Source organism: Mycolicibacterium austroafricanum, assembly GCF_902705885.1.
Taxonomy (GTDB): Bacteria; Actinomycetota; Actinomycetes; order Mycobacteriales; family Mycobacteriaceae; genus Mycobacterium; species Mycobacterium vanbaalenii_A.
This window is the reverse complement of the sequence record NZ_CACSIP010000045.1, coordinates 216,780-242,926: the sequence shown is the minus strand read 5'-3', so window position 1 is coordinate 242,926 and position 26,147 is coordinate 216,780. Positions and strand designations below refer to the sequence as shown.

General features: G+C 67.7%; 25 protein-coding genes and 1 tRNA gene. 14 read left to right on the top strand and 12 right to left on the bottom strand.

The window, feature by feature from the left end; translation table 11 throughout:
* The first annotated feature begins 30 nt into the window (after window positions 1-30).
* Together BEMPMBAN_RS26200 and BEMPMBAN_RS26195 are read left to right on the top strand one after the other, a co-directional pair.
* A tRNA-Ala gene (locus BEMPMBAN_RS26200) sits at window positions 31-103 on the top strand.
* A 93-nt stretch (window positions 104-196) separates the two neighbouring features.
* Window positions 197-838 (top strand): uracil-DNA glycosylase family protein, encoded by a 642-nt coding sequence (locus tag BEMPMBAN_RS26195; RefSeq protein ID WP_159234447.1) that lies wholly within the window; start codon window positions 197-199, stop codon window positions 836-838.
* Window positions 839-1,033: 195 nt separating this feature from the next.
* Here BEMPMBAN_RS26195 and BEMPMBAN_RS26190 read toward each other — a convergent pair whose 3' ends face one another.
* From BEMPMBAN_RS26190 to BEMPMBAN_RS26180, 3 genes are read right to left on the bottom strand one after another with little or no spacing between them, the layout of a single operon-like run.
* Complete coding sequence (locus BEMPMBAN_RS26190) at window positions 1,034-1,987, bottom strand: DNA polymerase domain-containing protein (RefSeq protein WP_159234446.1); 954 nt, start codon at window positions 1,985-1,987, stop codon at window positions 1,034-1,036.
* Between the two features lie 2 nt (window positions 1,988-1,989).
* Window positions 1,990-2,784, bottom strand: coding sequence for an SDR family oxidoreductase (locus tag BEMPMBAN_RS26185; RefSeq protein WP_159234445.1), 795 nt, complete (start codon window positions 2,782-2,784; stop codon window positions 1,990-1,992).
* The gene (locus BEMPMBAN_RS26180; protein ID WP_159234444.1) at window positions 2,781-3,224 is read right to left on the bottom strand and encodes an AraC family ligand binding domain-containing protein; all 444 of its coding nucleotides are present in this window, start codon (window positions 3,222-3,224) and stop codon (window positions 2,781-2,783) included. The genes BEMPMBAN_RS26185 and BEMPMBAN_RS26180 overlap by 4 nt, the downstream gene beginning before the upstream one ends.
* A 209-nt stretch (window positions 3,225-3,433) precedes the next feature.
* On the opposite strand from BEMPMBAN_RS26180, the gene BEMPMBAN_RS26175 reads away from it, so the two are divergent.
* The 4 genes from BEMPMBAN_RS26175 to BEMPMBAN_RS26160 all read left to right on the top strand — a co-directional run bounded on the left by BEMPMBAN_RS26175 (window position 3,434) and on the right by BEMPMBAN_RS26160 (window position 8,244).
* Complete coding sequence (locus tag BEMPMBAN_RS26175) at window positions 3,434-5,812, top strand: arylsulfatase (protein WP_159234443.1); 2,379 nt, start codon at window positions 3,434-3,436, stop codon at window positions 5,810-5,812.
* A gap of 103 nt (window positions 5,813-5,915) precedes the next feature.
* Entirely contained in the window at window positions 5,916-6,263 is a 348-nt protein-coding gene (locus tag BEMPMBAN_RS26170) for a histone-like nucleoid-structuring protein Lsr2 (protein ID WP_159234442.1), read from the top strand.
* 138 nt (window positions 6,264-6,401) lie between these two features.
* On the top strand, window positions 6,402-7,400 hold the full coding sequence (locus tag BEMPMBAN_RS26165; RefSeq protein WP_159234441.1) for an acetyltransferase Pat: 999 nt from the start codon (window positions 6,402-6,404) through the stop codon (window positions 7,398-7,400).
* A gap of 10 nt (window positions 7,401-7,410) precedes the next feature.
* Window positions 7,411-8,244 (top strand): shikimate 5-dehydrogenase, encoded by an 834-nt coding sequence (locus tag BEMPMBAN_RS26160; protein WP_159234440.1) that lies wholly within the window; start codon window positions 7,411-7,413, stop codon window positions 8,242-8,244.
* Between the two features lie 24 nt (window positions 8,245-8,268).
* Here BEMPMBAN_RS26160 and lpqN read toward each other — a convergent pair whose 3' ends face one another.
* Entirely contained in the window at window positions 8,269-8,961 is a 693-nt protein-coding gene (gene lpqN, locus BEMPMBAN_RS26155; protein ID WP_159234439.1) for an envelope biogenesis lipoprotein LpqN, read from the bottom strand.
* Between the two features lie 236 nt (window positions 8,962-9,197).
* On the opposite strand from lpqN, the gene BEMPMBAN_RS26150 reads away from it, so the two are divergent.
* Genes BEMPMBAN_RS26150 through BEMPMBAN_RS26140 form a run of 3 tightly spaced genes read left to right on the top strand, consistent with a single transcriptional unit; the run spans window position 9,198 to window position 12,170 of the window.
* Window positions 9,198-10,775: a PE-PPE domain-containing protein gene (locus BEMPMBAN_RS26150; RefSeq protein WP_234897703.1), complete on the top strand. Its 1,578-nt coding sequence runs from the start codon at window positions 9,198-9,200 to the stop codon at window positions 10,773-10,775.
* A 44-nt stretch (window positions 10,776-10,819) separates the two neighbouring features.
* Window positions 10,820-11,479, top strand: a complete 660-nt coding sequence (locus BEMPMBAN_RS26145; protein ID WP_159234438.1) for a DUF5642 family protein — start codon at window positions 10,820-10,822, stop codon at window positions 11,477-11,479.
* Window positions 11,480-11,507: 28 nt separating this feature from the next.
* Window positions 11,508-12,170: a DUF5642 family protein gene (locus tag BEMPMBAN_RS26140; RefSeq protein ID WP_159234437.1), complete on the top strand. Its 663-nt coding sequence runs from the start codon at window positions 11,508-11,510 to the stop codon at window positions 12,168-12,170.
* Window positions 12,171-12,172: 2 nt separating this feature from the next.
* Here BEMPMBAN_RS26140 and BEMPMBAN_RS26135 read toward each other — a convergent pair whose 3' ends face one another.
* Together BEMPMBAN_RS26135 and soxR are read right to left on the bottom strand one after the other, a co-directional pair.
* Window positions 12,173-12,781, bottom strand: a complete 609-nt coding sequence (locus BEMPMBAN_RS26135) for an alpha-ketoglutarate-dependent dioxygenase AlkB (protein WP_159234436.1) — start codon at window positions 12,779-12,781, stop codon at window positions 12,173-12,175.
* 87 nt (window positions 12,782-12,868) lie between these two features.
* On the bottom strand, window positions 12,869-13,303 hold the full coding sequence (gene soxR, locus BEMPMBAN_RS26130; RefSeq protein ID WP_159234435.1) for a redox-sensitive transcriptional activator SoxR: 435 nt from the start codon (window positions 13,301-13,303) through the stop codon (window positions 12,869-12,871).
* Between the two features lie 49 nt (window positions 13,304-13,352).
* On the opposite strand from soxR, the gene arcA reads away from it, so the two are divergent.
* On the top strand, window positions 13,353-14,561 hold the full coding sequence (gene arcA / locus BEMPMBAN_RS26125; RefSeq protein ID WP_159234434.1) for an arginine deiminase: 1,209 nt from the start codon (window positions 13,353-13,355) through the stop codon (window positions 14,559-14,561).
* A gap of 39 nt (window positions 14,562-14,600) precedes the next feature.
* On the opposite strand, the gene BEMPMBAN_RS26120 is transcribed toward arcA, so the two are convergent.
* Together BEMPMBAN_RS26120 and BEMPMBAN_RS26115 are read right to left on the bottom strand one after the other, a co-directional pair.
* On the bottom strand, window positions 14,601-15,458 hold the full coding sequence (locus BEMPMBAN_RS26120) for a hypothetical protein (protein ID WP_159234433.1): 858 nt from the start codon (window positions 15,456-15,458) through the stop codon (window positions 14,601-14,603).
* A gap of 105 nt (window positions 15,459-15,563) precedes the next feature.
* On the bottom strand, window positions 15,564-17,123 hold the full coding sequence (locus BEMPMBAN_RS26115) for a dolichyl-phosphate-mannose--protein mannosyltransferase (protein WP_159234432.1): 1,560 nt from the start codon (window positions 17,121-17,123) through the stop codon (window positions 15,564-15,566).
* Between the two features lie 92 nt (window positions 17,124-17,215).
* Here BEMPMBAN_RS26115 and rsmI point away from each other — a divergent pair, with 92 nt between their 5' ends.
* Window positions 17,216-18,052, top strand: a complete 837-nt coding sequence (gene rsmI / locus BEMPMBAN_RS26110) for a 16S rRNA (cytidine(1402)-2'-O)-methyltransferase (protein ID WP_159234431.1) — start codon at window positions 17,216-17,218, stop codon at window positions 18,050-18,052.
* Here rsmI and BEMPMBAN_RS26105 read toward each other — a convergent pair.
* The 4 genes from BEMPMBAN_RS26105 to metG form a co-directional block, all read right to left on the bottom strand.
* Window positions 18,035-19,279 (bottom strand): aminodeoxychorismate synthase component I, encoded by a 1,245-nt coding sequence (locus BEMPMBAN_RS26105; protein WP_159234430.1) that lies wholly within the window; start codon window positions 19,277-19,279, stop codon window positions 18,035-18,037. The two genes, rsmI and BEMPMBAN_RS26105, sit on opposite strands and share 18 nt — an antisense overlap.
* A gap of 34 nt (window positions 19,280-19,313) precedes the next feature.
* The gene (locus BEMPMBAN_RS26100) at window positions 19,314-20,195 is read right to left on the bottom strand and encodes an RNA polymerase sigma-70 factor (RefSeq protein WP_159234429.1); all 882 of its coding nucleotides are present in this window, start codon (window positions 20,193-20,195) and stop codon (window positions 19,314-19,316) included.
* On the bottom strand, window positions 20,192-21,376 hold the full coding sequence (locus tag BEMPMBAN_RS26095) for an NAD(P)/FAD-dependent oxidoreductase (RefSeq protein ID WP_159234428.1): 1,185 nt from the start codon (window positions 21,374-21,376) through the stop codon (window positions 20,192-20,194). The genes BEMPMBAN_RS26100 and BEMPMBAN_RS26095 overlap by 4 nt, the downstream gene beginning before the upstream one ends.
* A gap of 110 nt (window positions 21,377-21,486) precedes the next feature.
* Window positions 21,487-23,103, bottom strand: a complete 1,617-nt coding sequence (metG, locus tag BEMPMBAN_RS26090; RefSeq protein ID WP_159234427.1) for a methionine--tRNA ligase — start codon at window positions 23,101-23,103, stop codon at window positions 21,487-21,489.
* Window positions 23,104-23,129: 26 nt separating this feature from the next.
* On the opposite strand from metG, the gene BEMPMBAN_RS26085 reads away from it, so the two are divergent.
* The 3 genes from BEMPMBAN_RS26085 to rsmA all read left to right on the top strand — a co-directional run bounded on the left by BEMPMBAN_RS26085 (window position 23,130) and on the right by rsmA (window position 26,141).
* Window positions 23,130-23,981 (top strand): TatD family hydrolase, encoded by an 852-nt coding sequence (locus BEMPMBAN_RS26085; RefSeq protein WP_159234426.1) that lies wholly within the window; start codon window positions 23,130-23,132, stop codon window positions 23,979-23,981.
* A gap of 82 nt (window positions 23,982-24,063) precedes the next feature.
* Window positions 24,064-25,191 (top strand): resuscitation-promoting factor, encoded by a 1,128-nt coding sequence (locus BEMPMBAN_RS26080; protein ID WP_159234425.1) that lies wholly within the window; start codon window positions 24,064-24,066, stop codon window positions 25,189-25,191.
* On the top strand, window positions 25,188-26,141 hold the full coding sequence (gene rsmA / locus BEMPMBAN_RS26075; protein WP_159234424.1) for a 16S rRNA (adenine(1518)-N(6)/adenine(1519)-N(6))-dimethyltransferase RsmA: 954 nt from the start codon (window positions 25,188-25,190) through the stop codon (window positions 26,139-26,141). The genes BEMPMBAN_RS26080 and rsmA overlap by 4 nt, the downstream gene beginning before the upstream one ends.
* Window positions 26,142-26,147 lie beyond the last annotated feature (6 nt).

The window sequence follows — 26,147 nt, the reverse complement described above, 5'->3', positions numbered from 1 at the left end:
CCGGCGACTGGTAGCCTGCTACCGGTATCAGGGGCTATGGCGCAGTTGGTAGCGCGTCTCGTTCGCATCGAGAAGGTCAGGGGTTCGAATCCCCTTAGCTCCACAACTCTGAGCTCTCCGTGCCACTCTGCAATCCAAGATCGAACACCCCGGACGCTGTGGGCGGTCAGGATGTCGGCCTACCTATACTCCGTCGGTGAGTTCGGACGCCGTAGAGCGCGACACCGCCGCTTCACGGCGGTTGCGCAAGCTCGCCCTCGACGACGAGATCAACAGTTGTAGGCGCTGCGACGGGTTGAACATCGACGGCGTGACCGCGTCCGCTCCCGGCTATGGCTGCTTGACGTCACCGGTGGTGCTGGTGGGGCAGAGCTTGTGCGAGAAGTGCATGGAGACCCAGATTCCGTTCACCGAGGGCAGCGGCGACCTGATCGATGATGGCATCAAGCGCGCGGGCCGGCAGAAGGAGAATCTGTTCATCAGCAACGCGGTGCACTGCCACCCGCTGAAGAACCGCGCGTCTCACCAGCACGAGATCGTCAACTGCTCGCCATTCCTGCACCGTGAACTCGAGATCGTCCGGCCGCGGCTGGTGATCACGCTGGGTCGCGACGCCGAACGTGTGCTGAGGTTCTTCTACCCGCGGGCCCGCATCTCGGCGCTGCCCTTCGAGGCTCCTCGCGGACGGCTTCCCAAGGGTGTGCCGTACATCGTCAATGCGAAGCACCCGTCGTGGATCCAGCGCCAGCACGACGACGCGCTCGAGGACGAGTACGCGTCGAGTCTGGCCGCGGCCATCCGATGGAGCTTCGGTGACGCTCCCGAGGAAGCCGAATAGGCGCCGTGGAATTCCCCGCTGACGATGAAGTTCTCGCTCACGGCTGCCGTTTCCGGCCGAGATGGTGGGTACCGAGAGTCACGGAGGGGTGGGGCTCCTCGAACAACTGCCCGCCTGCCCCCCGCCGGAACGGTATTCCAGCAGCCCCTCATTCGAAGAAAATCTGCTGGAATACCGTTCCGGCGGGGGGTGCCGTCAGCGTGATTGTCGGCGGGCGCGGGCGCGTCGCTTTCCCTCGTGCATCGCCGCCACCCGGGCCACCGGGATGGTGTGCCCGAACTCGATCAACTCGGCCGGCAGGGGCTGGGGCGGCGGCATCGATTCCTCCCACGACGGCCTGCCGTCGAGAGCGGCCAGCGCGCTGTGGACGGTGAAGTCGGACGGCGTGATCCGTTCGAGCTCAGACCATTCCAGCGGGAACGACACCGGGGTTCCCGGCCGCAGGCGTGGGCTGTAGGCGGCGGCCACGGTGGCTCCACCGGCTCTGGTGGAGTCGACGAACACCTTGCCTTCGCGGTCCTCCACGATGAACGCCGTCGTCGCGATCGACGGGTCGATCGCCGCCGCCCGCGCGGCAAGGGCGCGTGTTGCGGCGGCCACGTCCTCGACGGGCAGGCCGCTCTCGATCGGCACGAATACGTGAACCCCCTTGGCCCCACTGGTTTTCACCGCGCCGGACAACCCGTTGTCGTGCAGCGCGCGGCGCACCAGGTGGGCGACGGCCACCACCTTCGGGAAGTCGTCGTCGGGCGGATCCAGATCCAGCACCAGATGTGTGGGCCGGTAGACATCGTCGGCCAGGCCGAGGGTCGGGTGGTACTCGACGGCACGCTGATTCGCCAGCCACAGCAGCGTGCGCCGGTCGTCGCACAGCGCGTAACGCACATCGCGCTGGGATGCCTCCGCCCACATCGACACGGTGCGCACCCAGTCCGGTGTGTACTTCGGGACGTTCTTCTGCATGAACGGTTTCTGACCGCGCAACACCCGCAGCACCGTCAGCGGTCGCCCCGCGAGTCCGGGCAGCATCCGCTCGGCCACCCCGTCGAGATAGTCGACGAGGTCACGCTTGGTGGCCCCGGCGTCCGGGCTCAACTCCTCGTCGAGGTTGGTCAGGTCGACGCCGGCACGCTGCTCGCTGACGCCCATGGTCAGCCCGCGGTCGTCGAGATGCCGCCGTCGACCGGGATGATGGCTCCCGTCAGGTAGGCGCCTGCCCGGCTGGCCAGAAACACCGCGATGCCCGCCATGTCGTCGTCACGGCCGATTCGACGCAGTGGCGCCGACGCCGCGATCTCGTCGCCGAAGGATTCCAGCGTGGCCGCCATCATCTTCGACGGAAACGGTCCCGGGGCAACGGCGTTCACGGTGATGTGTTGCGGACCGAGTTCGCGGGCGAGTGCTCGGGTCAGCTGATGCAGCGCCGCTTTGCTGCTGGCGTAGGAGTAGACGGGCAGCGGACTGACGCGCAGGCCGTCGATGCTGCCCACGTTGATGATCCGGGCCGGATCGGAAGCGCTGCCAGCGGCCCGCAACGCCGGCAACAGCGATTGCACCATCCAGAACGGCGATTTGACGTTGAGATCGAGCACCTTGTCCCACGCCGCGTCGGGGAAACTCTCGAGGGGTTCACCCCACGTCGCACCGGCGTTGTTGACCAGGACGTCCAGCCCGCCCTCGGAGGTGACGAGTTCGGCGAGCCGGGAGCACTCGTCGTGCCGCGACAGGTCGGCCGCCACCGCCCGGACGTCGCCGAACGCGGACAACTCGACGCGGGCGGCCTCGCAGGCGTCGGCCTTGCGCGAGCTGATCACGACCTGTGCGCCGGCCTGCAGCAACCCCCGCGCCATCATCAGCCCGATCCCGCGGGTACCGCCGGTGACCAGCGCGCGCTTCCCAGCGAGGGTGAAAAGCTCTGCGTGCGAACTGAATCCGGAGACGCTCATCGTGGCGCTGCTTCGGTCTCGGGTGGGGGAGTGCCGATCAGAACCGCGCTGAGGCGGCACCCGTCGGGACCGCCCCGCCAGGCGTGGTCGACACCGGTCAACACCACCAGGTCTCCCTGGGTGAGCCGGTGGGCACCGTCGTCGAGCATTAGATCGACGCTCCCTGAGAGCACAGTCTGCAGGTCGAGCGTGTCGGTGTGGTGCATCGGTGTCTCGGAGTCGGGCCCGAGTTCGACGACCATCCACCTCGCCAGACCCGGGTCGATCCCCTGGTCGATCAGCGGCGCCGCGCCGAGGGGACGCTGCGGCGGTGGGCTGGTCGACGTGGCGAACGGAATGCCCATCGCGAAGCCGGGCGCCAACCGGTCCAGCGTCAGCTTGTCCTGGCTGAGGACACATGACTTGCCATCAGCATCTACTCCGGTGATCAACGTCCTCACTACCGTCGCTCCTGTTCAGGTCACTTCTACGTCACTGGCTTCTGTCCACTTCGCATCATGCGCCAACACCGCCTCCAATCGTGACGTCTGGCCGTGATGTCTTCTGACCGATGCGGGGGGCGGGCTTTGATGCGTACGATCTCCAGCGGGCGCTCCAGGAGGCGGGTGCTCAGCCGTCCGGCGTCGGCCTCCGTGTGCGGAAGGACGACATGACCGCAGCGCAGCACCCAGACTCCATCCGTCGCGACATCCTGCCGATCCCGGATGTGGCCCACGTGGGCTTGACGACATACGACGCGAAGGATCCAGAGACCAGCTACCCGCCGATCAGGGACGTGCGGCCGCCGGCCACCGCGCCGAACGTCGTCGTCATCCTGATCGACGATGTGGGTTTCGGCGCCAGCAGCGCCTTCGGCGGGCCGTGCCAGACACCGAACTTCGAGAAACTCGCGTCAGGCGGGTTGAGGTACAACCGGTTCCACACGACGGCGCTGTGCTCGCCGACCCGGCAGGCGCTGCTGACCGGCCGTAACCACCACTCGGTGGGTATGGGCAACATCACCGAGGCCGCCACCGCTGCGCCGGGCTACACGTCGGTGTTACCCAACACCAAGGCGCCATTGGCGTTGGCGTTGAAGCTCAACGGCTACTCGACCGCGCAGTTCGGCAAGTGCCATGAGGTGCCGGCCTGGCAGACCAGCCCGGCCGGGCCGTTCACCGCATGGCCGACCGGCGGGGGCGGATTCGAGTACTTCTACGGCTTCATTGGGGGCGAGAACAACCAGTGGGATCCCGCGCTCTACGAAGGGACCACCCCGATCGAGCCACCGAAGACGCCGGCCGAGGGGTACCACCTGACCGAGGATCTTGCCGACAAGGCGATCAACTGGGTGCGCCAGCAGAAGGCGCTTCTGCCGGACAAACCGTTCTTCATGTACTTCGCCCCGGGTGCCACCCACGCACCGCACCAGGTGCCCCAGGAATGGATCGACAAGTACAAGGGCAAGTTCGCCCACGGCTGGGACAGCCAGCGCGAGATCACCTTCGAGCGGCAGAAAAAACTGGGAGTCATCCCGCCGGACGCCGTGCTGACCCCGCGGGACCCTGAGATCCCGGCCTGGGACGACATGGATCCGGCTCTCAAGCCCGCCCTGGAACGCGAGATGGAGGTGTACGCCGCCTTCATGGAGCACACCGACCATCACGTAGGCCGGCTGCTAGACGCGATCGAACCGGTTCTCGACGACACGCTGGTCTATCTGATCGTCGGCGACAACGGTGCGTCGGCAGAGGGCACCCTGCAGGGTGCGTACAACGAGATGGCCAATTTCAACGGCATGGCCGACATCGAGACCCCAGAGTTCCTGATGTCCAAGCTCGACGAGTTCGGCGGCGAAGGTTCATACGGGCACTACGCAGTTGGGTGGGCCTGGGCGATGGACGCCCCGTACCAATGGACCAAACAGGTGGCGTCGCACTGGGGCGGCACCCGCAACGGCACCATCGTGCACTGGCCCAACGGGATCGCGGACAAGGGTGGCCACCGCAATCAGTTCAGCCACGTGATCGACTTCGCGCCGACCGTGCTTGAGGCCGCGGGCATCCCGGCGCCCACGTTCGTCAACGGTGTGATGCAGAGTCCCATCGAGGGCACCAGCATGTTGTACAGCTTCAATGACGCCGACGCGCCGGAGCGGCACGAGACCCAGTACTTCGAAATGTTCTGCAATCGCGGGATCTACCACAAGGGCTGGAGCGCGGTCACCAAGCACCGCACACCGTGGGCGATGGGCGGCCAGGAGATGCCTGCCTTCGACGACGACGTGTGGGAACTCTACGACGGAAACACCGACTGGACGCAGGCCGTGGACCTTTCCAAGAAGTATCCCGACAAACTGCATGAGCTGCAACGGCTCTGGCTGATCGAAGCCGTCAAGCACAACGTGCTTCCGCTCGACGACCGACAGATCGAACGCTTCAACCCCACCCTCGCCGGGCGGCCGTCGTTGATCAAAGGCAACAGCCAGTTGCTGTTCGGAGGGATGGGCCGGCTGTCGGAGAACAGTGTGCTCGACATCAAGAACAAGTCGTTTGCGGTCACCGCCCAGGTGGAGGTTCCGAGCAGCGGCGCCGAAGGCGTGATCATCGCCCAGGGTGGCAGGTTCGGTGGTTGGAGCCTGTACACCAAGGACGGCTGTGCCAAGTTCCATTACAACGTGCTGGGCATCAAGTCCTTTGATATCGAAGCGAGCGAACCCATCCCAGCGGGTGCGGCTCAGGTGCGGATGGAGTTCGATTACGACGGCGGGGGAATGGGCCGGGGCGGCACCCTCACGCTCTATTACGACGGCACAGAGGTGGGCAGCGGTCGCGTCGACCAGACGCAGGGTGTCGTCTTCTCTGCCGACGAGACGACCGACGTCGGCTACGAGTCCGGTACCACCGTCAGCCCCGACTACACCGCCCACACCAGCCGGTTCACCGGCAAGATCGACTGGGTCCGTATCGACCTCGGCGAAGACGCCGAGGACGCCGATCACTACATCGAGCCAGATGAGAGATTCCGGATCGCGATGGCGCGGCAGTAGCCGATCGCTCTGCCTATTGGCGTATCCCTCAACATTGGGGATAGGCCCGTCGAATTTACTGGTAGTGTTACTGGCCAGTAATTAAGTTCAATGAGGAGCTGTCATGGCCGAGGTAATTGTCCGCCAACTGATCGACGATATTGACGGGTCTGAAATAGGCGATGGTGATGGTGAACGAGTTGAATTCTCGTTTCGCGGTGCCGACTATCAAATTGACCTTTCGGCGACCAATATCGCCAAATTCGAGAAGGCGCTGAAGCCTTACGTCGAGGCGGCGGAAAGAGTTCGCGGTGGCGGTCGCTCGCGCCGGGTCAAGACCAACGGCAACGGCAAGTCTTCGCCGGAGCAGCTGGCGGCGATTCGCGAGTGGGCCCGCAAGAATGGTCACGAGGTGGCCGATCGCGGTCGGATCAAAGCCGAGATTGTCGAAGCTTTCGACGCTGCACACTAGCCGATCCGAAAGTCTGTTTCGCGGGGGTTGAGATTGTGATCACGGCGGTCGCCACTTCGCCAGACGACACAGCGCGCGGGTGGCTTAGCTCTTTTATGGTTCTTGCCCCGTCTTCCCCACCCGCCGTAACCTCGTGAGGTGCCCGGCCTGACGGTTGTCCGAGCCGATGATCTGGTCGGCTTGGCAGTATTCGCGGGAACTCCCGTCGAGGCGCTCATCCCATTGGCTGCACAACTGCGACCGTTGACGGCCGCCGCCGGCCAGGTGCTGATGCAACAGGGTGAACTCGCGGTGTCGTTCCTGCTGATCGGTTCCGGTCGCGCCGAAGTCACCCACAGCGGCGCCGACGGCCACGACACCGTCGTCGAGGTGACCCCCGGCCTGATCATCGGCGAGATCGCGCTGTTGCGGGACGCGCCGCGGACCGCCACCGTGGTGGCGACCGACCCGTTGACCGGCTGGGTCGGTGGTCGCGAAGCCTTCGCCACCATGCTCGAGGTGCCGGGGCTGATGGACAAGCTGGTGCGGACCGCCCGCCAGCGGCTCGCCGCGTTCGTCACCCCCATCCCGGTCGAGGTCCGGGACGGCTCGACGCTGTACCTGCGCCCGGTGTTGCCCGGCGACATCGAACGCACCACCAATGGGCCGGTCGAGTTCTCCGGAGAGACGCTCTACCGTCGCTTCCAATCGATCAGGGTTCCGTCGAAGGCGCTGATGGCCTACCTGTTCGAGGTGGACTACCTGGAACACTTCGTGTTCGTGCTGACCGACGGGCCCGACGGCCCGGTGGTCGCCGACGTGCGCTTCGTCCGCGACGCGGCCAACCCGGCGGCGGCCGAGATCGCGTTCATCGTCGGCGACGCGTACCAGGGCCGGGGTATCGGCACCCTGCTGATGGGTGCCATCTCGGTCGCGGCCTGGTGTGACGGCGTGCAGCGATTCACCGCGCGGGTGCTCAGCGACAACCAGCCCATGCGCGCGATACTCGACCGCTTCGGTGCGACATGGCACCGCGACGATCTCGGCGTGGTCACCACCGAGATCGCGGTTCCCCATCCGAAGGATCTGCCCTTCTCGCCCGAGCTGACCCGGCAGATCCGGGACGTGGCCCGCCAGGTCATCCGGGCGGTCGGATGAGGTGGCCGAGGTGACCGCGGGCAGCCGGCGGCCGCCGCTGAGCAAGGACACCCGGCTGTGCATCTCCCTGGCGGGACGGCCCAGCAACATCGGCACCCGCTTCCATAACCACCTCTACGACGTGCTGGGGCTGGATTTCATCTACAAAGCCTTCACCACCGACGACATCAGCGCGGCGATCGCCGGGGTTCGGGCGTTGGGGATTCGCGGGTGTTCGGTGTCGATGCCGTTCAAGGAGACCGTCCTGAGCCTCGTCGACGATGTGGAGCCCTCGGCGAAGTCGATTCGGTCGGTCAACACGATCGTCAACGATGATGGCCGGCTCACCGCGTCCAACACCGATTACCTTGCCGTGCAACAGCTCATCGACGAACACGGCCTGGCTCCGCAGCAGTCGGTGTTGATCCGCGGGAGCGGTGGAATGGCCGGCGCTGTCGGGGCGGCGTTCGCCGACGGCGGATTCGGGGTCGGCGTCGTCGTCGCCCGCAATCCGGTCGCCGGACCCGCGCTGGCCGACCGGCTCGGCTGGGAGTACACCGCCGAGGTCGGCGCACGCACGGCCGACATCGTCGTCAATGTCACACCGATCGGGATGGCCGGCGGGCCGGAGGAGAACGACGCGGCGTTCCAAGACGCGACGATTCGCGCCGCGCACACGGTCTTCGACGTGGTGGCGTTGCCGTCCGAGACGCCGCTGATCGCCGCGGCGCGCGCAGCGGGGGTCGACGTCATCACCGGTGCGCAGGTGATCGCCCTCCAGGCGGCCGAGCAGTTCGCGCGCTACACCGGGGTGCGCCCGAACCCGGAGCAGATCGCCGAGGCCTCCGCTGTATCGAGGGCCTGACGCCTGCCTCAGGGCGTGATCGCCTCAGGGAGTGATCGTGGTCTCTTCGTCGATGGCCGCTGTGGCGTCCATCAGCGGCATGGCCTGATCCTCGGTGCCGTCGGCGTTGAGCTGCAGCACGTAGAGGCCGTCCTGGCCGGGGATCACGACGGTCTTCTGGGCGATCATCCGGGTCACACCGTCTCTGACGTACATGCCGCCGATCTGCGTAGCGTCGAACCCGCCAAGGGTGCCGGGCTTGCCGGTGTCAGGCCCATCGAACTCCGGCAGGTTCTGGATCTCGCCCGGTGCGTACTCGAGGATCTTCGCCGGGTCGACGTTGCCGGTCAGCTTGGACAGAATCGCGATGATCGTCGGCGGATCCTGGGCCATTGCCGGGTCGCCGGTGAACACGATTGCGCCGTACGCCCATTCCGGGGTGTTGGGTCCGGCGTCCTCCCATCCCGGGGGGAAGGGCAGGTCGATGGCCGGGGCGCCGGGGTCGCCTCGCTTCACCGGGGCCTCGGTGATGTTGTTCTCCTGGATGTAGTCGACGATGGTCTTGGCGGGTCCTGCGGCCTCGGCCGTCGTGGTGGGGGCCTCACTGGTGGTGGTCTCCGCCTCGGCCGACGTGGTGGTTGTCTCCTCGGGCTGGGTATCCGAGCCGCAGCCCGAGAGGCCGATTCCGAGTGCGACGGCGGCGATGGTGATGACGCCGGCCCGCATATGGATGGTCATGTCGTCTCCTGGTTCATCGGCCCCGTGGCGTGGACGCGGTCTGCGCTCGACGAAAGCCGGATCGCAGCGCAGCATAGCCGTCCTCGGCCGACTTCTCAGGGATAAAGGAGGCAATTATGGCCGGAGAGGAGCCGGTTATCCGTCGTTCTGCTCCGCGGATGCCGCGCCGGCGCGCATGATCACTTTGCTGCTTCTGCGAAAGTTGGTCGGGAATGCAATCGATGGTTCGTGCGTGCATGGTGTTTTTCTTGGCGCTGGGCACTGTCGTGACGGTGTCGGCGGCGTGGGTGACGGCCACCGCCGTGCCGTTGCTGGTCGCTCAGACAACCGCCTTGATCATGGGTGGCACCTTCCACCCGTTGCTAGGGCCGAAGGACAAGCCCGACTTCGTGACGGCCTACCTCGACAACGCGGTGATCGATCAGCTCGATCTAGCCTTCGAGGGGCCGGTGACCAACGCCGTCGCGGTGTTCACGCCCGAAGAGTTCTTCCCTATCGGGCGCCTCACCCTCGACAAGTCGGTGGCCGAGGGGCGGGCGAACCTTCACCGGTGCCTGGCGGCCGGTGTGGACTGCGTGTACAACGACGACGCGGCGGTGACTCCCGGAGTCGGGTCGGAGGCGCCCCAGATCGGCGACGATTTCCAGATTTTCGGATACTCGCAGAGCGCAATGATCGCCTCGCTGATCAAGCGGGACCTGATCGCCGACTATGTCCCCGGCGATGCGTCCGTGCCAATCATGCTCCTGGCCAACCCGATGCGGCCCAACGGTGGGGTACTGATGCGCGGCGCCGGCCTGCCGACCATTCCGATCCTGGGCATCTCGTTTGCCGGTGCGTCGCCCACGGACAGCCCGGCACTACCCGACGGTACGTTCGCCTATCCGACGGTGGATGTCGCCCGGCAGTACGACGGGCTCGGTGGCGACTTTCCGGTCCGCCCGCTCAACCTTCTCGCAACGGTGAACGCCTTGATGGGCTACGGGCTTTTGCACGGCGAAACCGTCGACGTGCCGTTCGGCGACGCGCGCTATCAGGGGAGTGAGGGTGATACGACCTACTACCTCATCGAGACCGACATCATCCCGATACTGCAGCCGCTCGCATTTTTTGTGCCCAAACCCATCCTTCGGGCGCTCGATGTGCCACTGCGGGTGATCATCGAGGACGCCTACGACCGCGAGATCAGCCCCGGCATACCGACTCCTGCCGGCTGGTGGCCGACCAAGGATCTGTTCGGGGTGGCGCTGAACCTCCTGAAGTCCCTGCCGGTGGCTGTCGACAACCTGGTCGAGGGTTTCGGCTTGCCGCGGGTGCTCGGCACCGACGCGCCGGGGGCATATGGCGTCGGAGGCCCGGCGCTGCCGGTCAACCCTGCGACGGAGTCCCTGGGGTTGTCCTCGGACCGATCGGGCTCCGAGGACGTTGAACCACAGGAGCCCACCGACGTCGGACGTCCCGACGGGTCGGCGCCGGACCCCGCGCCCGAGATCGAGCCCGGCGAACCCAACCTCGACGAGCAGGCGCCCGCGCCCCGGAAGTCGGTCTCACCTGTCCCCGAGCCCGAGCCCGAGCCCGAGCCCGAGTCCGAGCCCGAGTCCGAGTCCGAGTCCGAGCCCGAACCCGAACCCGAACCGGAACCGGAACCGGAACCGGAACCCGAACCCGAACCCCGGCGTCAGCTCGATGACGGAGACGACGCCGTGCTCGATCATCGCGTGGTGTCTCCGGTGGACGCCGACGAGGAGACCCCCAGGTCGGCACCGGATCCGGTTGCCGCCAAAAGTGAACCGGCTGATAGCCCGGCGGCCTGAGCGTCGCGAGCTGCACACCCGGCCGAGCGTGGTATCAACGGGCCGTGAGGCTGTTCGCGGTGTGCGCGCCGGTGCTGGTTGCGGTGGCGTGCGGTCCGCCGACGCCACCGACGCCGTTGCCGTCGTCGCCGGCCTCGACAGACATGGAGATCACTCCGGCGAGAATCGACCGGACCCGCGCTGAGTTGCCGGACGGATACGAGGTCGCCGGGTTCACAGCCGCGCCGGCGCCGATCGCCTTGTGGGGCTTCGGGCAGGCGCCGGTCTCCGAGCCGCCGCAGTGCGCGGGGTTGGCGGCACCGGCCGTCGACCCCACGACGACGCGAGGCTGGTCGGCGTCGGGGCCGGGCGGGATCGTGCACACCGTGGTGGCCCGAGCCGCGGGCCCGCAGATTCCCGATTCCGGCCTGCTCGCCGACTGCGTCCGGTGGACGGTGGCATCCGGGCACGCCACCGGAACCGTCACCACGCAGCCAGGGCCGGGCATCGACGCGGCGACGACCGTGGTGATGAGTACCGCTGTCACCACCGTGGTCGAGGGCGGGACGCAAACACGCTCACGCGCAGACACATTGGTCGCGTACCTCGACGGTCACGTCTGCTTCGTCACGCTGATCACCGACCCTGGGTCACCCCATCCGGCGCTCGCCCCCGGCTTCGCGGGCGACGTGCTGACCGCCGCGGTGTCCGCGCTGCGCGGCTGACTCGGACCACCCGGGTACATTGGCGGCGATGTCGAACCTGAAGGTGGCGCTGGCCGTCGCTTGTGCCGGGCTGCTGGCGGCTTGCAGTTCGGGACAGCCCGAGGATCTCTCACAAGCCGATATCGCCAATGTCGCCGACCTCGAGTCCGAATTCGGTCCGTCATTCACGGTCAGCACCGTCGGCCCGGCCGCCATCGAGCCGGGAGTGCTCGGCCCGCAGAAGTTGCCCGAGGGGCTGGTCTTCGACCCGCCCGACTGTGCCGAGGGGGCCGGCAAGCTGGCCGTCCCATCGGGGGTCCAGGGCAACATGGCGGCGACCACGGCAGAGGGTGATGGTGTCCGCTACATCGTGATCGCGGTCGAGACCTCCGAACCGGTGCCGGTGAACACGCCCACCGAGCAGTGCCGCGAAGTGGCCTTCGGCGGACGTGGGGTTCGCGGCCTGATCAAGGTGGTCGAGGCCCCGCAGATCGACAACACCCACGTCGTCGGCACCCAGCGCGTGCTGCAGACCACCGCGGGTGGGTCGCCGCGCACCGGTGCGATCTTCAACTACGTCGCGTACTTCGGCAATTTCATCGTGATCGTCACCGCGAACTCGCTGGTGATCCCCGGCCAACCGCTCGTCCCGGTCGACACGGCGCGCGCCCGCGAGCTGGTCACTCAAGCGGTCAGCCTGGTGCGCGGCTGAGCTCAGCGCACGTCGTGCGGCCGGAACTGGATGCTGATGCGCGGCCCGACGGGGCGGGCGGTCTTCGGAACGCAGTGTTCCCAGGTGCGTTGGCACGATCCGCCCATCACCAGTAGGTCGCCGTGGCCGTGACGCAACCGCAGCGACGGGCCGCCACCGCGGGGTCGCAGCGCGAAAACCCTTGCCGCACCGAGACCCACGATGGCGACCATGGTGTCCTCGGTGCTGCTGCGGCCGATGTTGTCGGCATGCCAGGCGACGCTGTCGTTGCCGTCCCGGTACAGACACAACCCGGCGGTCACGAACGGTTCGCCGAGCTCGCCGGCGTAGGCGTCGTTGAGGCGTCTCCTGAGCTGCTTCAGCCGCGGATGGGGCGGTTCGTCGTCGACGAGATGGTGGAAGCTGACCAGGCGGGGAACGTCGAGAACGCGGTCGTACATCTGGCGGCGTTCGGCCCGCCAGGGGATCGTGTCGCGCAGTTGCGCGAACAGCGAATCGTCTCGATCGTCGTCCTGGGACAACCATCCGGATCGGAGCTCGAGCCACGCGCCGTGACCGAGGTCGCGGCGCTCGGCGTGGTCGAACAGAGAGCTTTGCAGAGCAGGCTGCATGCCGCGCAGTCTATCGCACAGGCGTTCGAATTTGCCGCGGACGCGAGGAGCAGAAATGGTCGCCACGGACGCGAGGAGCAGAAATGGTCAGAGCCGGACGGCGCCGGGGCCGTGCTCGGCGAGTGAGTCGCCGGGATTGGCGAGTGCGCAGACCTTCAGGCTCAGGCACCCGCAACCGATGCAGCCGGTGAGGTTGTCGCGCAGTCGCTGCAGGTGCACGATGCGTTGGTCGAGGTCCTCCCGCCAGCCGGCCGACAACCGGGCCCAGTCCTTGCTGCTGGGAACGCGGTCGGTGGGCAGCGTCGACAGTGCGTCGCGGATGCGTGCCAGCGGGATCCCGAGCCGCTGCGACATCCGGATGAAGGCCACGCGGCGGAGGGTGTCGCGGCTGTAGCGGCGCTGGTTCCCGGTGGTGCGCCGGCTGGTGATCAGGCCCTCCCGCTCGTAGAAATGCAGGGCGGAGACCGCCACGCCGCTGCGGACCGCCATGTCCCCGGGAGTGAGCTCCTGTGCCATCTCCATGACCCTCAACCATAGTTGAGGTGGGGGGTTTCGGGTTACGGTGCTCGATGTGACGGACGTGGTGTTGGGGTGCAATTCCGAGGTCGGCACGCTGCGGGCGGTGATCCTGCACCGGCCGGGTCCCGAGCTGCAGCGGCTGACGCCCCGCAACAACGACACGCTCCTGTTCGACGGGTTGCCCTGGGTGGCCAAAGCCCAGGAGGAGCACGACGCGTTCGCGGCACTGCTGCGCTCGCGCGGGGTCGAAGTGTTCTTGCTCGGTGATCTGCTCACCGAGGCGTTGGCCAACAGCGGCGCCGCCAGGATGCACGGCATCGCGGCCGCGGTTGATGCCCGAAGGCTCGGTCTGCCGCTGGCCCAGGAGCTTTCGACGTACCTGCGCACCCTGGATGCCGCAGCGCTGGCCCACGTGCTGATGGCCGGCATGACCTTCGACGAGTTGTCGTTCGGGGAGAACGAACTGTCGCTGGTGCGGCGGATGCACCACGGCGGGGACTTCGTGATCAACCCGCTGCCCAACCTGCTCTTCGCCAGGGACTCGTCGTTCTGGATCGGCCCGCGGGTGGCCATCACGTCGCTGGCCCTGCCCGCCCGGTCGCGCGAGACGTCGCTGACCGATGTGATCTATGCGCACCATCCGCGTTTCCTGGGTGTCCGGCGCGCCTACGAGTCGCGATCGGCGCCGGTCGAGGGCGGCGACGTGCTGCTGCTGGCGCCCGGTGTCGTTGCTGTCGGGGTGGGGGAGCGCACCACCCCCGCGGGGGCGGAGGCATTGGCGCGCAGTCTCTTCGACGACGACCTCGCCCACACGGTGCTGGCGGTGCCGATCGCCCAGGAGCGGGCGCAGATGCACCTGGACACCGTGTGCACGATGGTCGACGTCGACGCGGTGGTGATGTATCCGAACATCGTCGACTCGCTGACGGCGTTCACGATCCGCCGCGCGTCCGACGGGGTGAAGATCGACGGGGCCGCACCGTTCGTCAGCGCCGCGGCCGAGGCGATGGGCATCGGGAAGCTGCGGGTGATCGACACCGGGCTCGATCCCGTCACCGCAGAACGCGAGCAGTGGGACGACGGAAACAACACGCTGGCGCTGGCCCCCGGGGTCGTGGTGGCCTACGAGCGCAACACCGAAACCAATGCCCGCCTTGCTGATTCGGGTATCGAGGTGCTGTCGATCGCCGCGTCCGAGCTGGGCACCGGTCGCGGCGGCCCCCGGTGCATGTCGTGCCCGGCGGCTCGCGACCCGCTCTAGGTGCGCCGAAATGGGATTCCCGGTCGTTGATGGCACCTCTCACACGACCTCCACGCCCGGTTCGCGCTGTGCCCACGCACGTCGCACCCTCTGGATGACGTCGTATGGCCGGTCCTCGGCGATCACTTTGACGTGCAACCAGTCCAGTTCCCTGAGGCGGCGCAGCCGTCGTTCGTCCCAGACGTAGCGGCCTCGATCGGTCCGGTGTTGGTCGCCGTCGTACTCCACGGCTATCAACACGTCCTCCCAACCCATGTCCAGGAACGCGAACGGTTCATGGTGGCCGTCGTAAACGGGGATCTGAGTCGTGGGGCGGGGGAATCCCGCGTCGATCAGGGTGAGCCGCAGGAGCGTCTCCTTCGGTGACTGTGAACCGCTGTCCATGAGTTCCAGCGCAGTGCGGAGTCGACGAACCCCCCGCGCGCCCTTGTACCTGTCGATCAACGGGGCGACGTGTTCGGCGGCCAGTCCGGTTGCGCGGGCGAGCGCATCGAGATGGATCACCGCCGCGTTGCGTGGGAGGTGTCGACCCAGGTCGTACGCGCTGCGCTGAATCGTCGCGACCGCCATGTCATCCATTTCGACGACGTCGTCGTATCCGAAATGGTGGTCACGGGCGATGATGCCGCCGGGGGTGTCGTAGCTTTTCCACAACAGTTCGACGGGTGTGTCATCGCGCACCCATTCCGCTCCGTGCAGCGCCGCCGCGGCCCGCCCGGTGATGACGCCGCGTTCCCGAGACCAGAGCCAGGCCCCGACCGTTCTGATGTACAGCGACGGGTGCGTACCACGAGGAATGTAGACGTCAGGGAAGAGCGGCTCGTAGCGCCATCTCAGTTGGCCGCGGGTCAGTTCGCCGCGCGCGATCGCCTGACTGCCCACGAAAACTCGGGTCATAGCCTGATCTTCGGCCAGACCGGCGTCCGCTCACCGAACCACGTTGCATGGCTGTGGATAACCATGAAATGACGACCTGGAACCCCATTTCGGCGGGCGAAGGAGCTACCGCCAGGACGGGAGCCAGATCTGCAGGTTCCAGGTGCTCTGCGAGATCGGCAGGCCCGTCAGAATCGGGTACAGCCAGGCGAAGTTCGTGATGACGAGTGCGACATAGCAACACACCACCAGCAACCCCAGCGTTCGTCGCTCGGCGTTCTGCCGCGGCTTGTAGAGGATGTCGCCGAGGATCATCGCGATGATCATCACCAGGAACGGCGCCATCGTGGCTGCGTAGAAGAAGTACATCTGCCGGTCGATGTCGGCGAACCACGGCAGGAACCCCGCGCTGTAGCCGACCAGCAACGCCGCATAACGCCAGTCGCCCTTGACGAACGCCCGCCACACCGCCCATGCCAGCACCGGCACCGCGACGAACCACATCGCCGGCGTGCCGACCAGCATCACGGCCTTGACGCACGACTGGGCGCCGCACCCCGGCACGTTCTCGGTCTCGATCGCGTAGAGCACCGGTCGCAGCGACATCGGCCACGTCCACGGCTTGGACTCCCACGGGTGGTGGTTCCCGTCGGCGTTGGTCAGCCCGGAGTGAAAGCGGTACGCCGCGTAGGTGTAGTGCCACAGCGAGCGCACCGCGTCGGGAATCGGCAACACGCTGTCGGGTCCGATCGAGCGACCCACCTGATGGCGATTGATGCCGGTCTCGGAGGCGAACCACGCCGAGTATGACGCCAGGTACACCCCGAAAGGAATCAGCACCAGCGCGTACAGCGACGGTCCGACGTCGCGGCGGAACACCCCCAGCCACGGCCGCGGAACGCGGTATTGCCGGCGCGCGGCGATGTCGAACGCCACGGTCATGACACCGAAGAACATCACGAAGTAGAGCCCTGACCACTTCGTCGCACAGGCCAGCCCGAGCAGTACGCCTGCACCGAAACGCCACCAGCGGACCCCGAGGCGCGGGCCCCACGCCGTCTCGGCGATCCGGCCTTCCAAGAGGGCGACGTGCAGGCGCTCGCGTACCTGGTCGCGGTCGACGATCAGGCAGCCGAACGCCGCAACGACGAACATGGCGAGGAACCCGTCGAGCAGTGCGGTGCGCGCGGTGACGAAGCTGACGCCATCGGCGATCACCAGCAACCCGGCGATCCCGCCGACGAGCGTGGACCTGCTGATTCGCCGGGCGATCCGTGCCACGAGCAGCACCAGGATGACGCCGCACACCGCACCGGAGAACCGCCAGCCCAGCCCGTTGTAGCCGAACATCGCCTCGCCGATGGCGATCAGCTGTTTGCCGACCGGCGGGTGCACCACCAGCCCATAGCCTGGGTTGTCCTCGACGCCGTTGTTGTGCAGCATCTGCCAGGCCTGCGGCGCGTAGTGCTTCTCGTCGAAGATCGGCGTGCCCGCGTCGGTCGGCGACTGCAGGTTGAGGAACCGGGTGACCGCGGCCAGCGCCGTGATGACCGCGGTCATCATCCATCCCTGGAAACGGTCGAGCGGGCCGAAATCCGCGACGGGTACCAGCGGCCCCGGGCTGATCACCGGAACCGTGCGCTCGCGAGCAACGAGTTCGTCCGCGGCGGCACCTTTGCTCCTCACGTCCGCGGCGGCACCTTTGCTCCTCACGTCCGCGGCGGCACCCTCGCTCCTCACGTCCGCGGCGCTCACGACAGCGATCGTAGGCTGTGTTGATGACCGCCGGCCGACTGCTCATCGCCGCCACGCCCCTCGGACAGCCGTCGGACGCGTCCGCCCGGCTGGTGCGGGCGCTGGGCAGTGCCGACGTGATCGCCGCCGAGGACACCCGGCGGGTCCGCACGCTGGCCCAGGCGCTGGAGGTCCGGCTCGCCGGCCGGATCGTCAGCCTGTTCGACCAGAACGAGGCCTCGCGGGTGCCGGCGCTGGTCGACGACATCCGCGGCGGGGCGACGGTGCTGTTGGTCAGCGACGCCGGGATGCCGCTGATCAGCGATCCCGGCTACCGACTGGTGGCGGCGTGTGTCGACAACGACCTGCCGGTGCACTGCCTGCCCGGCCCGTCCGCGGTGACGACCGCGCTGGCCGTCGCCGGCCTGCCGTCGGAGCGGTTCTGTTTCGAGGGGTTCGCGCCGCGCAAGCAGTCGGCGCGCACGTCGTGGCTGCGGTCGTTGGTCACAGAGCCCCGGACCTGTGTGTTCTTCGAGTCGCCGCGCCGATTGGCCGACTGCCTGCGCGACGCCGTGGACGTCCTCGGCGCGGACCGGCGGGCGGTGGTCTGCCGGGAGCTGACCAAGACACACGAAGAGATCGTCCGGGCGTCGATCGGCGAACTCGCCGAGTGGGCCGCCGACGGGGTGCTCGGCGAGGTCACCGTGGTGCTGGCCGGGGCCACCCCGACCGCGGACCCCGAGGAACTGGTGGCCGACGTGAACCGTCTGGTCGAGGACGGCATGCGGGTCAAGGATGCCTGCGCCCAGGTGGTCGCCGCGAACCCCGGTGCCCCGTCGCGGCGTGAGCTCTACGACGCGGTGCTACGCGCGCGAAACTGAGGTCAGCGCGCCGGCATGACCGATGATCGGCCGGGCCTTGTGCAGGCACTCGTCCCACTCGCGGGCCGGGTCGGAGTCTGCGGTGATGCCGCCGCCGACGCCGAGCACCGCGGTCTTGTCGGCAGCGAACTCTACCGTGCGGATGGCCACGTTCAGCTCGCAGCCGGCCACGGGTGACGCCAAACCGACTGTGCCGCAATACACACCGCGTCGGTGCGGTTCCCATCCGGTCAGCAGTTCGCGGGCTCGCCCCTTCGGGGTGCCCGTCACCGATGCCGGCGGGAACGTCGCGTCCAGCATCGCCGACATCGGCAGATCGGCGGCTACCCGCGCCGAGACCGTCGACACCAGATGCCACACGCCCGGCGCCGGCCGCACGGCCAGCAGTTCGGTCACCGACACCGAACCCGTGTGGGCCACCCGTCCCAGGTCGTTGCGGACCAGGTCGACGATCATGATGTTCTCCGCGACATCCTTGACCGAGGCGCGCAGGCCGGCAGGGTCGGCATCTGCCGGCAGCGTGCCCTTGATCGGGCTCGACGTCACCGCCTCGCCGCACCGCCGCAGGAACAGTTCCGGTGACAGCGACGCCACCGCACCCCAGGTCCCGGCGACGTAGGCCCCCCGGGCGGGGGCGGTCCGGGACACCGCTTCCGCGAAGAAGTCGAGGGGGTCACCGTCGAACCTCCCGGTGAACTGGGTGCACACACAGGCCTGATACACCTCACCGGCGGCGATGGCCTCCAGGCAGTCGAGCACCCCCCGATGGTGGGCCGCCCGGTCGGCCTGGCCCCACGCGATCTGGGCGCAACCGGGGGCCGCGGGATTCTGCAGGGCATCCGAGACCCAACCGGAAAGGGGCATCCCGGAAAGGCTTTCGTGCCACCAGATGCCGTCGGCGTCACACCGGAGCACACTGTCGGCCCAGCCGCCCGCCGCCTGCGGAATCCGCGGCCCCAGCCCGTCGGCGCCCGCATCCGGATAGGACAGATACCCGAACCAGCCACCCCCGACCGGGCCGTCGGCGCGGTGTCCGGGTGCGACGTCGAAGACCCCTCGCGCCGGGACCTCTTCGGCTGTCAGCGACGGCGCGATCACCGCCCTGGACCCGAACCACACCCCGACCAGGGCTGCGGGTGGGGCCAGACCCAGCGAGGTCGCCGCCGCCCCCAGCGCACGCAGCACCGACGAGGCATCACCCAGGTCGCCGAGTCGCTCGATGCGCACCGACCCAGCCTGACAGACCCGGGCCCGCCGTGGGCTACCGGCCGATCCGGCGGGGCACCAGCACCGTCGCCAGCTTCTCCGGATTGCGCATCGCGTAGAAGTTGGTGATCCGGCCGTCGATCACCTCGAACGACACCACGCCCTCCAGGTGGTCGCCGAGATAGAGCACCATCGCGGGGCCGCTGTTGTAGGTCGCGGGCTCGACCCTGCCCTCGGTACCGGCAAGCCGGGCGAAGCCCATGACCAGCCTGGCCACCCGGTCCGCTCCCGCCACCGGGCGGCGGGCCGCACTGACCTTGCCGTCGCTGTCGGCGGTCCACACCACGTCGGGTGCGAGCATCGCCATCAGGCCGTCGAGGTCGCCGGTGGCGGCCGCGGTGAAGAACCGGGCGGTGAGCTCCGAGGAAACCTGGGGGTCCACCGGCTGGAACCGCTTGCGTCGCGCGTGCACGTGCGCGCGGGCACGGTGTGCCATCTGTCGCACCGCCGCCGCCGACTTGCCGATAGTCGAGGCGATCTCCTCGTGGGAGAAGCCGAACACCTCGTGCAAGACGAACACCGCACGTTCGTCGGGGGTCAATGTCTCCAGCACCACCAGCATGGCCATCGACACCGACTCGGCCAGAACCACATCGGCGGCCGCGTCCTGTTCGGTGAGCAGTGGCTCCGGCAGCCACGGCCCGACATATTCCTCCCGGCGCCGGGATTGCGCCCGCAAGGTATTCAACGACTGCCGGGTGACCAGCTTGGCGAGGTAGGCCTTGGTGTCGAGGACCGTCTCCAGGTCCACCTCGGCCCACCGCAGGTAGCTCTCCTGCAGGACGTCGTCGGATTCGGTTGCGCTGCCCAGGATCTCGTAGGCGATCGTGAACAGTAGCGGCCGTAGAACGGTGAAACGTTCGGCGTGTTCGCTCACGGCGAGACCGTCTGGGCGGCCAGCTTCTGCTGTCGCTTCCCGCCCTTGAGCCAGAAGTAGCTGCCCGGCTTGCGCGCCTCCCGGGACAGGAATGAGACCGTGCCCTTGCAGACCGCCTCCTTGATGCTCGCCGCGGCCCGGCCACCGATGTACAGCGGGGTCACGGTGTCGTCGAGGTGAGCGATCTGGATCAGGCCCGCCGACCGGCCGAGGCTGATGCACTGCCCGGTGAACGCCTGGTTCAGCGGCTTCGGCGGAGTGCCGGCGATCCGGTTGAGCACCGTGTTGGCGGCCTGGGCGCCCAGCGGGAGCGCCGCCTGGCAGCTCATCCGCAGCGGTAGGTCCGACGGTGCCGTCGCATCACCGGCGCCGACGACGCGGGGGTCGTCGACGCTGGTCAGTGTTTCGTCGGTGAGCAGCCGGCCGACCGTGTCGGTGCTCAGTCCGCTGCGGGCGGCCAGGTCGGGCACCCCGAACCCGGCGGTCCAGATCGTCACCGCGGCGACGATCCTGCGGCCGTCGGCGAGGACCACCGCGTCGCGCAGCACCTCGGTCGCGTTCGCATCCGGACCGTCGATCACGGTGACGCCGAGCCTGGCCATTCGCTTTGCGGCCGAGCGGCGGGCCCGGGTGCTGAGATAGGGACCCATCACCGCGCCGCAGATCAGCGTCACGCGCCGACCCTCCTCGGCGAGTTCGGCCGCCATCTCCAGACCGGTGGGTCCGGCGCCGACCACACAGATCGGCGCGTCGACGGCCGCAGCTGCCACGGCTGCCCGTAGCGGTTCACCGTGTTCGTATTCCGATATGGGATAAGCGAATTCGACTGCACCCGGGACCTTCGGGGCGGCGCCGGTGCTGCCCACGGCATAGATCAGATAGTCGAAGCCGATGCTGCCGCCCGAGGCCAGTTCGACCCGGCGGGCGGAGACGTCGATCTTCGTCGCGGAGTCCACGGCGAGTTCGATGCCCTCACCGAGCACCGTGCCGTAGTCGACCACCGCATCGTCTGATCCGGTCACCAACTGGTGCAGCCGGATCCGCTCGACGAACGACGGCCGCGGGTTGACCAGCGTGATGTCGATGCTGTCGTCGACGCGCAGGTGGTTGGCCGCCAGGACCCCGGCGTAGCCGCCGCCGATCACGACGACTCTGGTCCTCGGTCCGGTCTTCTCGGTCATGGTGTCTCTCCTTTTCTCGGAACTGCCCTCGAGACACCGGCGGCGGTCCGAATGTGACACGACGTGACGCGCATCACTTTATGTACAGGAGGAACATGTACGGGAGAAACTCAGTCGCGTTGGAAACGGGGGAAGACGCCGGTCGGCGCGGGGAGCACGGTGCCGGGCGCCAGCCGAACCGGCAGCGCGGCGAACGAGCGCCGGTCCTCCGGCTGGCCGAGCAGGTCGAGGAGCTTCGACGTCGATCCGGGCATCACCGGCTGGGTCAGCAGCGCGGCGATCCGCACCACCTCCAGCGTCGTGTACAGCACGGTGGCGAACCGCACCCGGGCCTCGTCGGTGTCGGTCTTGCGCAGCACCCACGGCTCCTGCGACGAGAAGTACCGGTTGGCGGCTCCGAGCACCGACCAGATCGCCTCGAGGGCCAGGTGCATGGCGGGCACGTCGAAGTGTGCGCGAACCTTGGGCAGCAGTTCGTCGGCAAGTGCCAGCAGTTCGCGGTCGGCGTCGGTGAACGGCCCGGGTTCGGGCACCACACCGTCGAGGTTCTTGTTGACCATCGACAACGACCGCTGGGCCAGGTTGCCGAACTCGTTGGCGAGGTCGGCGTTGATCCGGCCGATGATGGCGTCTTCGCTGTAGCTGCCGTCCTGCCCGAACGGCACCTCGCGCAGCAGGAAGTAGCGCACCTGATCGAGGCCGAACGTCTCGACGAGCGCGACGGGGTCGACCACGTTGCCGACGGACTTGCTCATCTTCTCGCCGCTGACCAGCAGGAACCCGTGTACGAACACCCGTCGCGGCAGCTCCACCCCGGCCGACATCAGAAACGCCGGCCAGTAGACCGTGTGGAACCGGATGATGTCCTTGCCGATCATGTGCAGGTCGGCCGGCCAGTACTTCCTGAAGTCCTCGGAGTCGGTGTCGGGGAAGCCGACACCGGTGAGGTAGTTGGTCAGGGCGTCGACCCAGACGTACATGACGTGGTCGGGATGGTCGGGGACGGGAACTCCCCAGTCGAACGTCGTCCGCGAGATGGACAGGTCGCGCAGCCCGCCGGAGACGAAGCTGACGATCTCGTTGCGCCGCACGTCGGGGCCGATGAACTCGGGGTGCGCCGCGTAGTGGTCCAGCAGCCGCTGGGCGTAGGCGGACAGCCGGAAGAAGTACGTCTGCTCCTCGGTCCAGGTGACCTCGGTCCCCGTCTCGATCGACACCCGGGAACCGTCAGGGCGTTCCTCGAGTTCGTCGTCGGTGTAGAAGCGCTCGTCGCGCACCGAGTACCAGCCCGAGTAGGAGTCCAGATAGATGTCGCCCGCCGCGTCCATCCGCTTCCAGATGTTGATGGACGCCTCGAGATGGTCGGCGTCGGTGGTGCGGATGAAGCGGTCGAACGTCGCGCCGAGTCCCTCCTGCATCGCCTGGAACGCATCGGAGTTGCGCCGCGCCAGCTCGGCGGTCGGGATGCCCTCGGCGGCGGCTGTCTGGGCCATCTTCAGCCCGTGCTCGTCGGTGCCGGTGAGATAGCGGACGTCGAAACCGTCGAGGCGCTTGAACCGGGCCACCGCATCGGTCGCGATGTACTCGTAGGCGTGGCCGATGTGCGGCGTCCCGTTGGGGTAGGCGATCGCGGTTGTGATGTAGTACGGGGTGCCGGGGGTGCGCGTCCCCGCGCCGGGGAGTGAGTCAGGGGTGCGCGTCCCCGCGCCGGGGAGTGAGTCAGGCATCAGAAACTCACCTTAAAGTGTGTGCGGTGAGCTCTACGAAACAGCGGCGGGAGCCGCCGCCCCTTCCAGAGCCCCTCACACCCCTCGTCGACGCACACACCCATCTGGACGCCTGCGGCGCCGCCGACGCCGACGACGTGCGCACCATCGTCGACCGCGCCGGCCAGGCGGGTGTGCAAGCCGTGGTCACCATCGCCGACGACCTGGCAGCGGCCCGGTGGGCCGTGCAGGCGGCCGAGTGGGATCCGCGGGTGTACGCGGCGGTGGCGCTGCACCCCACCCGCGCCACCGCGCTGACCGAAGAGGCCAAGGCCGAGATCGAGCGGCTGGCCGCGCGCCCGCGGGTGGTCGCGATCGGCGAGACGGGCATGGACATGTACTGGCCCGGTCGGTTGGAGGGGTGCGCCGGGCCCGCCGAGCAGCGCGACGCCTTCGCCTGGCACATCGACCTGGCCAAGCGCACCGGCAAGCCGTTGATGATCCACAACCGGGACGCGGACGCCGAGGTGCTCGACGTGCTGCGCGCCGAGGGTGCGCCCGAGACTGTGATATTCCACTGTTTTTCCTCGGGCGTGGAGATGGCGCGGACGTGTGTGGCCGCCGGCTGGGTGCTCAGCCTGTCCGGCACGGTGAGCTTCCGCAACGCCCGTGAGCTGCGGGAAGCCGCGGTGCTCATTCCCGCAGAGCAAATGCTCGTCGAAACCGATGCGCCGTTTCTCACCCCGCACCCGTATCGCGGGGCGCCGAACGAGCCCTACTGCCTGCCCTACACTGTGCGAGCGTTGGCCGACATCCTCGGCCGGTCTGCGGAGACCATCGCACAGCAGACCTCCGCGACGGCGGAACGCACGTACGGGCTGCAGAGTTGCCGCTCGTAGACCACTTCGTTACCGTCTTGTAATCAAAGCGTGTCGGCCGCCGTGCTGCGCGTACTGCTCTAGTCGGGGATAGACGACGATCTTGAATGCTTTGAACAGACTTCATCAGACGCGCTCGCCGCTGCTGCGGGTGATTGTCGCTGCCACGTTGCTGTCTTTGGTGTTCGCGGGCGGAACCGCGGTTGCCGCCCACAAGTCGGTGACCCTGACCGTCGACGGTGCCTCGATGACGGTGCCGACGATGAAGACCCGCGTGATCGATGTCGTCGAGGAGAACGGTTACCAGGTCGGTGAGCGTGACGACCTCTATCCGGCCGCCGACGCGCCGGTGGAGCAGGCCGGCACGATCGTGTTGCGTCGTAGCCGCCCGCTGGACATCTCGACCGACGGCGGCGGCTCCGAGCAGGTGTGGACGACCGCGTCGACCGTGCAGGAAGCGCTGGCCCAACTCGAGATGACCGACAAGGCGCCGGTGGCGGCCTCCCGCGGTAGCCGGGTCCCGCTCGGCGGCATGGCGCTGCCGGTGGTGAGCCCGAAGACGGTGCAGATCAACGACGCTGGCGCCATCCGCACGGTGCACCTGGCCGCTCCGAACGTCGCTGCGCTGCTGGATGCCGCGGGTGCACCGCTGCAGCAAAGGGACACCGTTGTTCCGGCCCCGTCGGCACCGGTGGTCGACGGGATGGAGGTTCACGTCACCCGGATCCGCATCGAAAAAGTCACCCAGCGAGTGCCTCTCGCGCCGAACAACCAGCGCATTGACGATGTCACCCTCAACATGAGCAGGCAGATCGTCGAGGATCCGGGGCAACCCGGCACCCAGGACGTCACATTCGCGGTTGCCACCGTCAACGGCGTCGAGACCGGCAAGCTGCCAGTAGCCAATGTCGTCGTCGCACCGGCCCGTGACGGTGTGCTCAGAGTGGGTGCGAAACCGGGCACCGAGGTGCCCCCGGTATCCAACGGAGCCACCTGGGATGCTCTCGCGCGCTGCGAAGCGGGAGGTAATTGGGCCATCAATACGGGCAACGGATATTTCGGTGGCGTCCAATTTGACCAAAACACATGGGAGCGGAGCGGCGGTCTGCGCTATGCTGCGAGGGCGGATCTGGCAACGAGAGAAGAGCAGATCGCGATTGCTGAAGTAACTCGGGCGCGTCAAGGTTGGGGGGCGTGGCCGACCTGTAGCGGGAGGATCGGTGCGTCGTGACAATTCGGCTGCTCGGGCGAACTGAAATTCGCCATCTGGCTAAGGCCATGGACTTCCGGCCGCGCAAGTCTTTCGGTCAGAACTTCGTCCACGACGCCAACACCGTGCGTCGAATCGTGTCGGCCTCCGGGGTCAACCGTTCCGACCACGTCCTCGAGGTGGGCCCCGGTCTGGGCTCGCTGACGCTGGCGCTGCTCGACCGCGGCGCGAAGGTGACCGCCGTCGAGATCGACCCGGTGCTGGCCCGCCAGCTGCCGACGACCATCGCGGATCATTCGCACAGCGAGATCAACCGCTTGACGGTGCTCAACCGGGACATCCTGACGTTCAAGAATTCAGATCTCACCGAGATGCCGACCGCCCTGGTGGCGAACCTGCCGTACAACGTGGCGGTCCCGGCGTTGCTGCATCTGCTCGCCGAGTTCCCGTCCATCCGCACCGTCATGGTGATGGTGCAGGCCGAGGTCGCCGAGCGGCTCGCCGCCGAACCCGGCGGCAAGGAGTACGGCGTGCCCAGCGTCAAGGTCAGGTTCTTCGGCAACGTGCGGCGCTACGGGATGGTGTCGCCGACGGTGTTCTGGCCGATTCCCCGGGTGTACTCGGGTCTGGTGCGCATCGACCGGCACGAGACGTCCGCGTGGCCCACCGATCCCGAGTTCCGGGAGCAGGTGTTCGAGCTCATCGACGTGGCGTTCGCGCAGCGCCGCAAGACCTCGCGGAACGCGTTCGCCGAGTGGGCGGGTTCGGGCAACGAGTCGGCCAGCCGGCTGCTGGCGGCCAGCATCGATCCGTCGCGCCGGGGCGAGACGCTCGCCGTCGCCGACTTCGTGCGGTTGTTGCAGCGTTCCGCCGACTGGCACGTCACGCCCAAGCCTGAGCCGGTGGCCGAGCAGCAGGTCGACGAACCCGCTGTCGGAACCGAACAGGCGCCGGAGATCACCGCGCGCTAGGACGGG

Excerpts from the sequence above, each read along its gene's own strand:
- BEMPMBAN_RS26140 (WP_159234437.1), top strand. The coding sequence starts at position 11,508 with ATGTCGAACCTGAAGGTGGCGCTGGCCGTCGCTTGTGCCGGGCTGCTG.
- BEMPMBAN_RS26095 (WP_159234428.1), bottom strand. The coding sequence starts at position 21,376 with ATGACCGAGAAGACCGGACCGAGGACCAGAGTCGTCGTGATCGGCGGC.
- BEMPMBAN_RS26185 (WP_159234445.1), bottom strand. The coding sequence starts at position 2,784 with ATGAGCGTCTCCGGATTCAGTTCGCACGCAGAGCTTTTCACCCTCGCT.
- BEMPMBAN_RS26170 (WP_159234442.1), top strand. The coding sequence starts at position 5,916 with ATGGCCGAGGTAATTGTCCGCCAACTGATCGACGATATTGACGGGTCT.
- BEMPMBAN_RS26190 (WP_159234446.1), bottom strand. The coding sequence starts at position 1,987 with ATGGGCGTCAGCGAGCAGCGTGCCGGCGTCGACCTGACCAACCTCGAC.
- BEMPMBAN_RS26135 (WP_159234436.1), bottom strand. The coding sequence starts at position 12,781 with ATGCAGCCTGCTCTGCAAAGCTCTCTGTTCGACCACGCCGAGCGCCGC.
- metG (WP_159234427.1), bottom strand. The coding sequence starts at position 23,103 with ATGCCTGACTCACTCCCCGGCGCGGGGACGCGCACCCCTGACTCACTC.
- rsmI (WP_159234431.1), top strand. The coding sequence starts at position 17,216 with ATGACCGCCGGCCGACTGCTCATCGCCGCCACGCCCCTCGGACAGCCG.
- BEMPMBAN_RS26150 (WP_234897703.1), top strand. The coding sequence starts at position 9,198 with ATGGTGTTTTTCTTGGCGCTGGGCACTGTCGTGACGGTGTCGGCGGCG.
- lpqN (WP_159234439.1), bottom strand. The coding sequence starts at position 8,961 with ATGACCATCCATATGCGGGCCGGCGTCATCACCATCGCCGCCGTCGCA.
- soxR (WP_159234435.1), bottom strand. The coding sequence starts at position 13,303 with ATGGAGATGGCACAGGAGCTCACTCCCGGGGACATGGCGGTCCGCAGC.
- BEMPMBAN_RS26175 (WP_159234443.1), top strand. The coding sequence starts at position 3,434 with ATGACCGCAGCGCAGCACCCAGACTCCATCCGTCGCGACATCCTGCCG.
- BEMPMBAN_RS26120 (WP_159234433.1), bottom strand. The coding sequence starts at position 15,458 with ATGACCCGAGTTTTCGTGGGCAGTCAGGCGATCGCGCGCGGCGAACTG.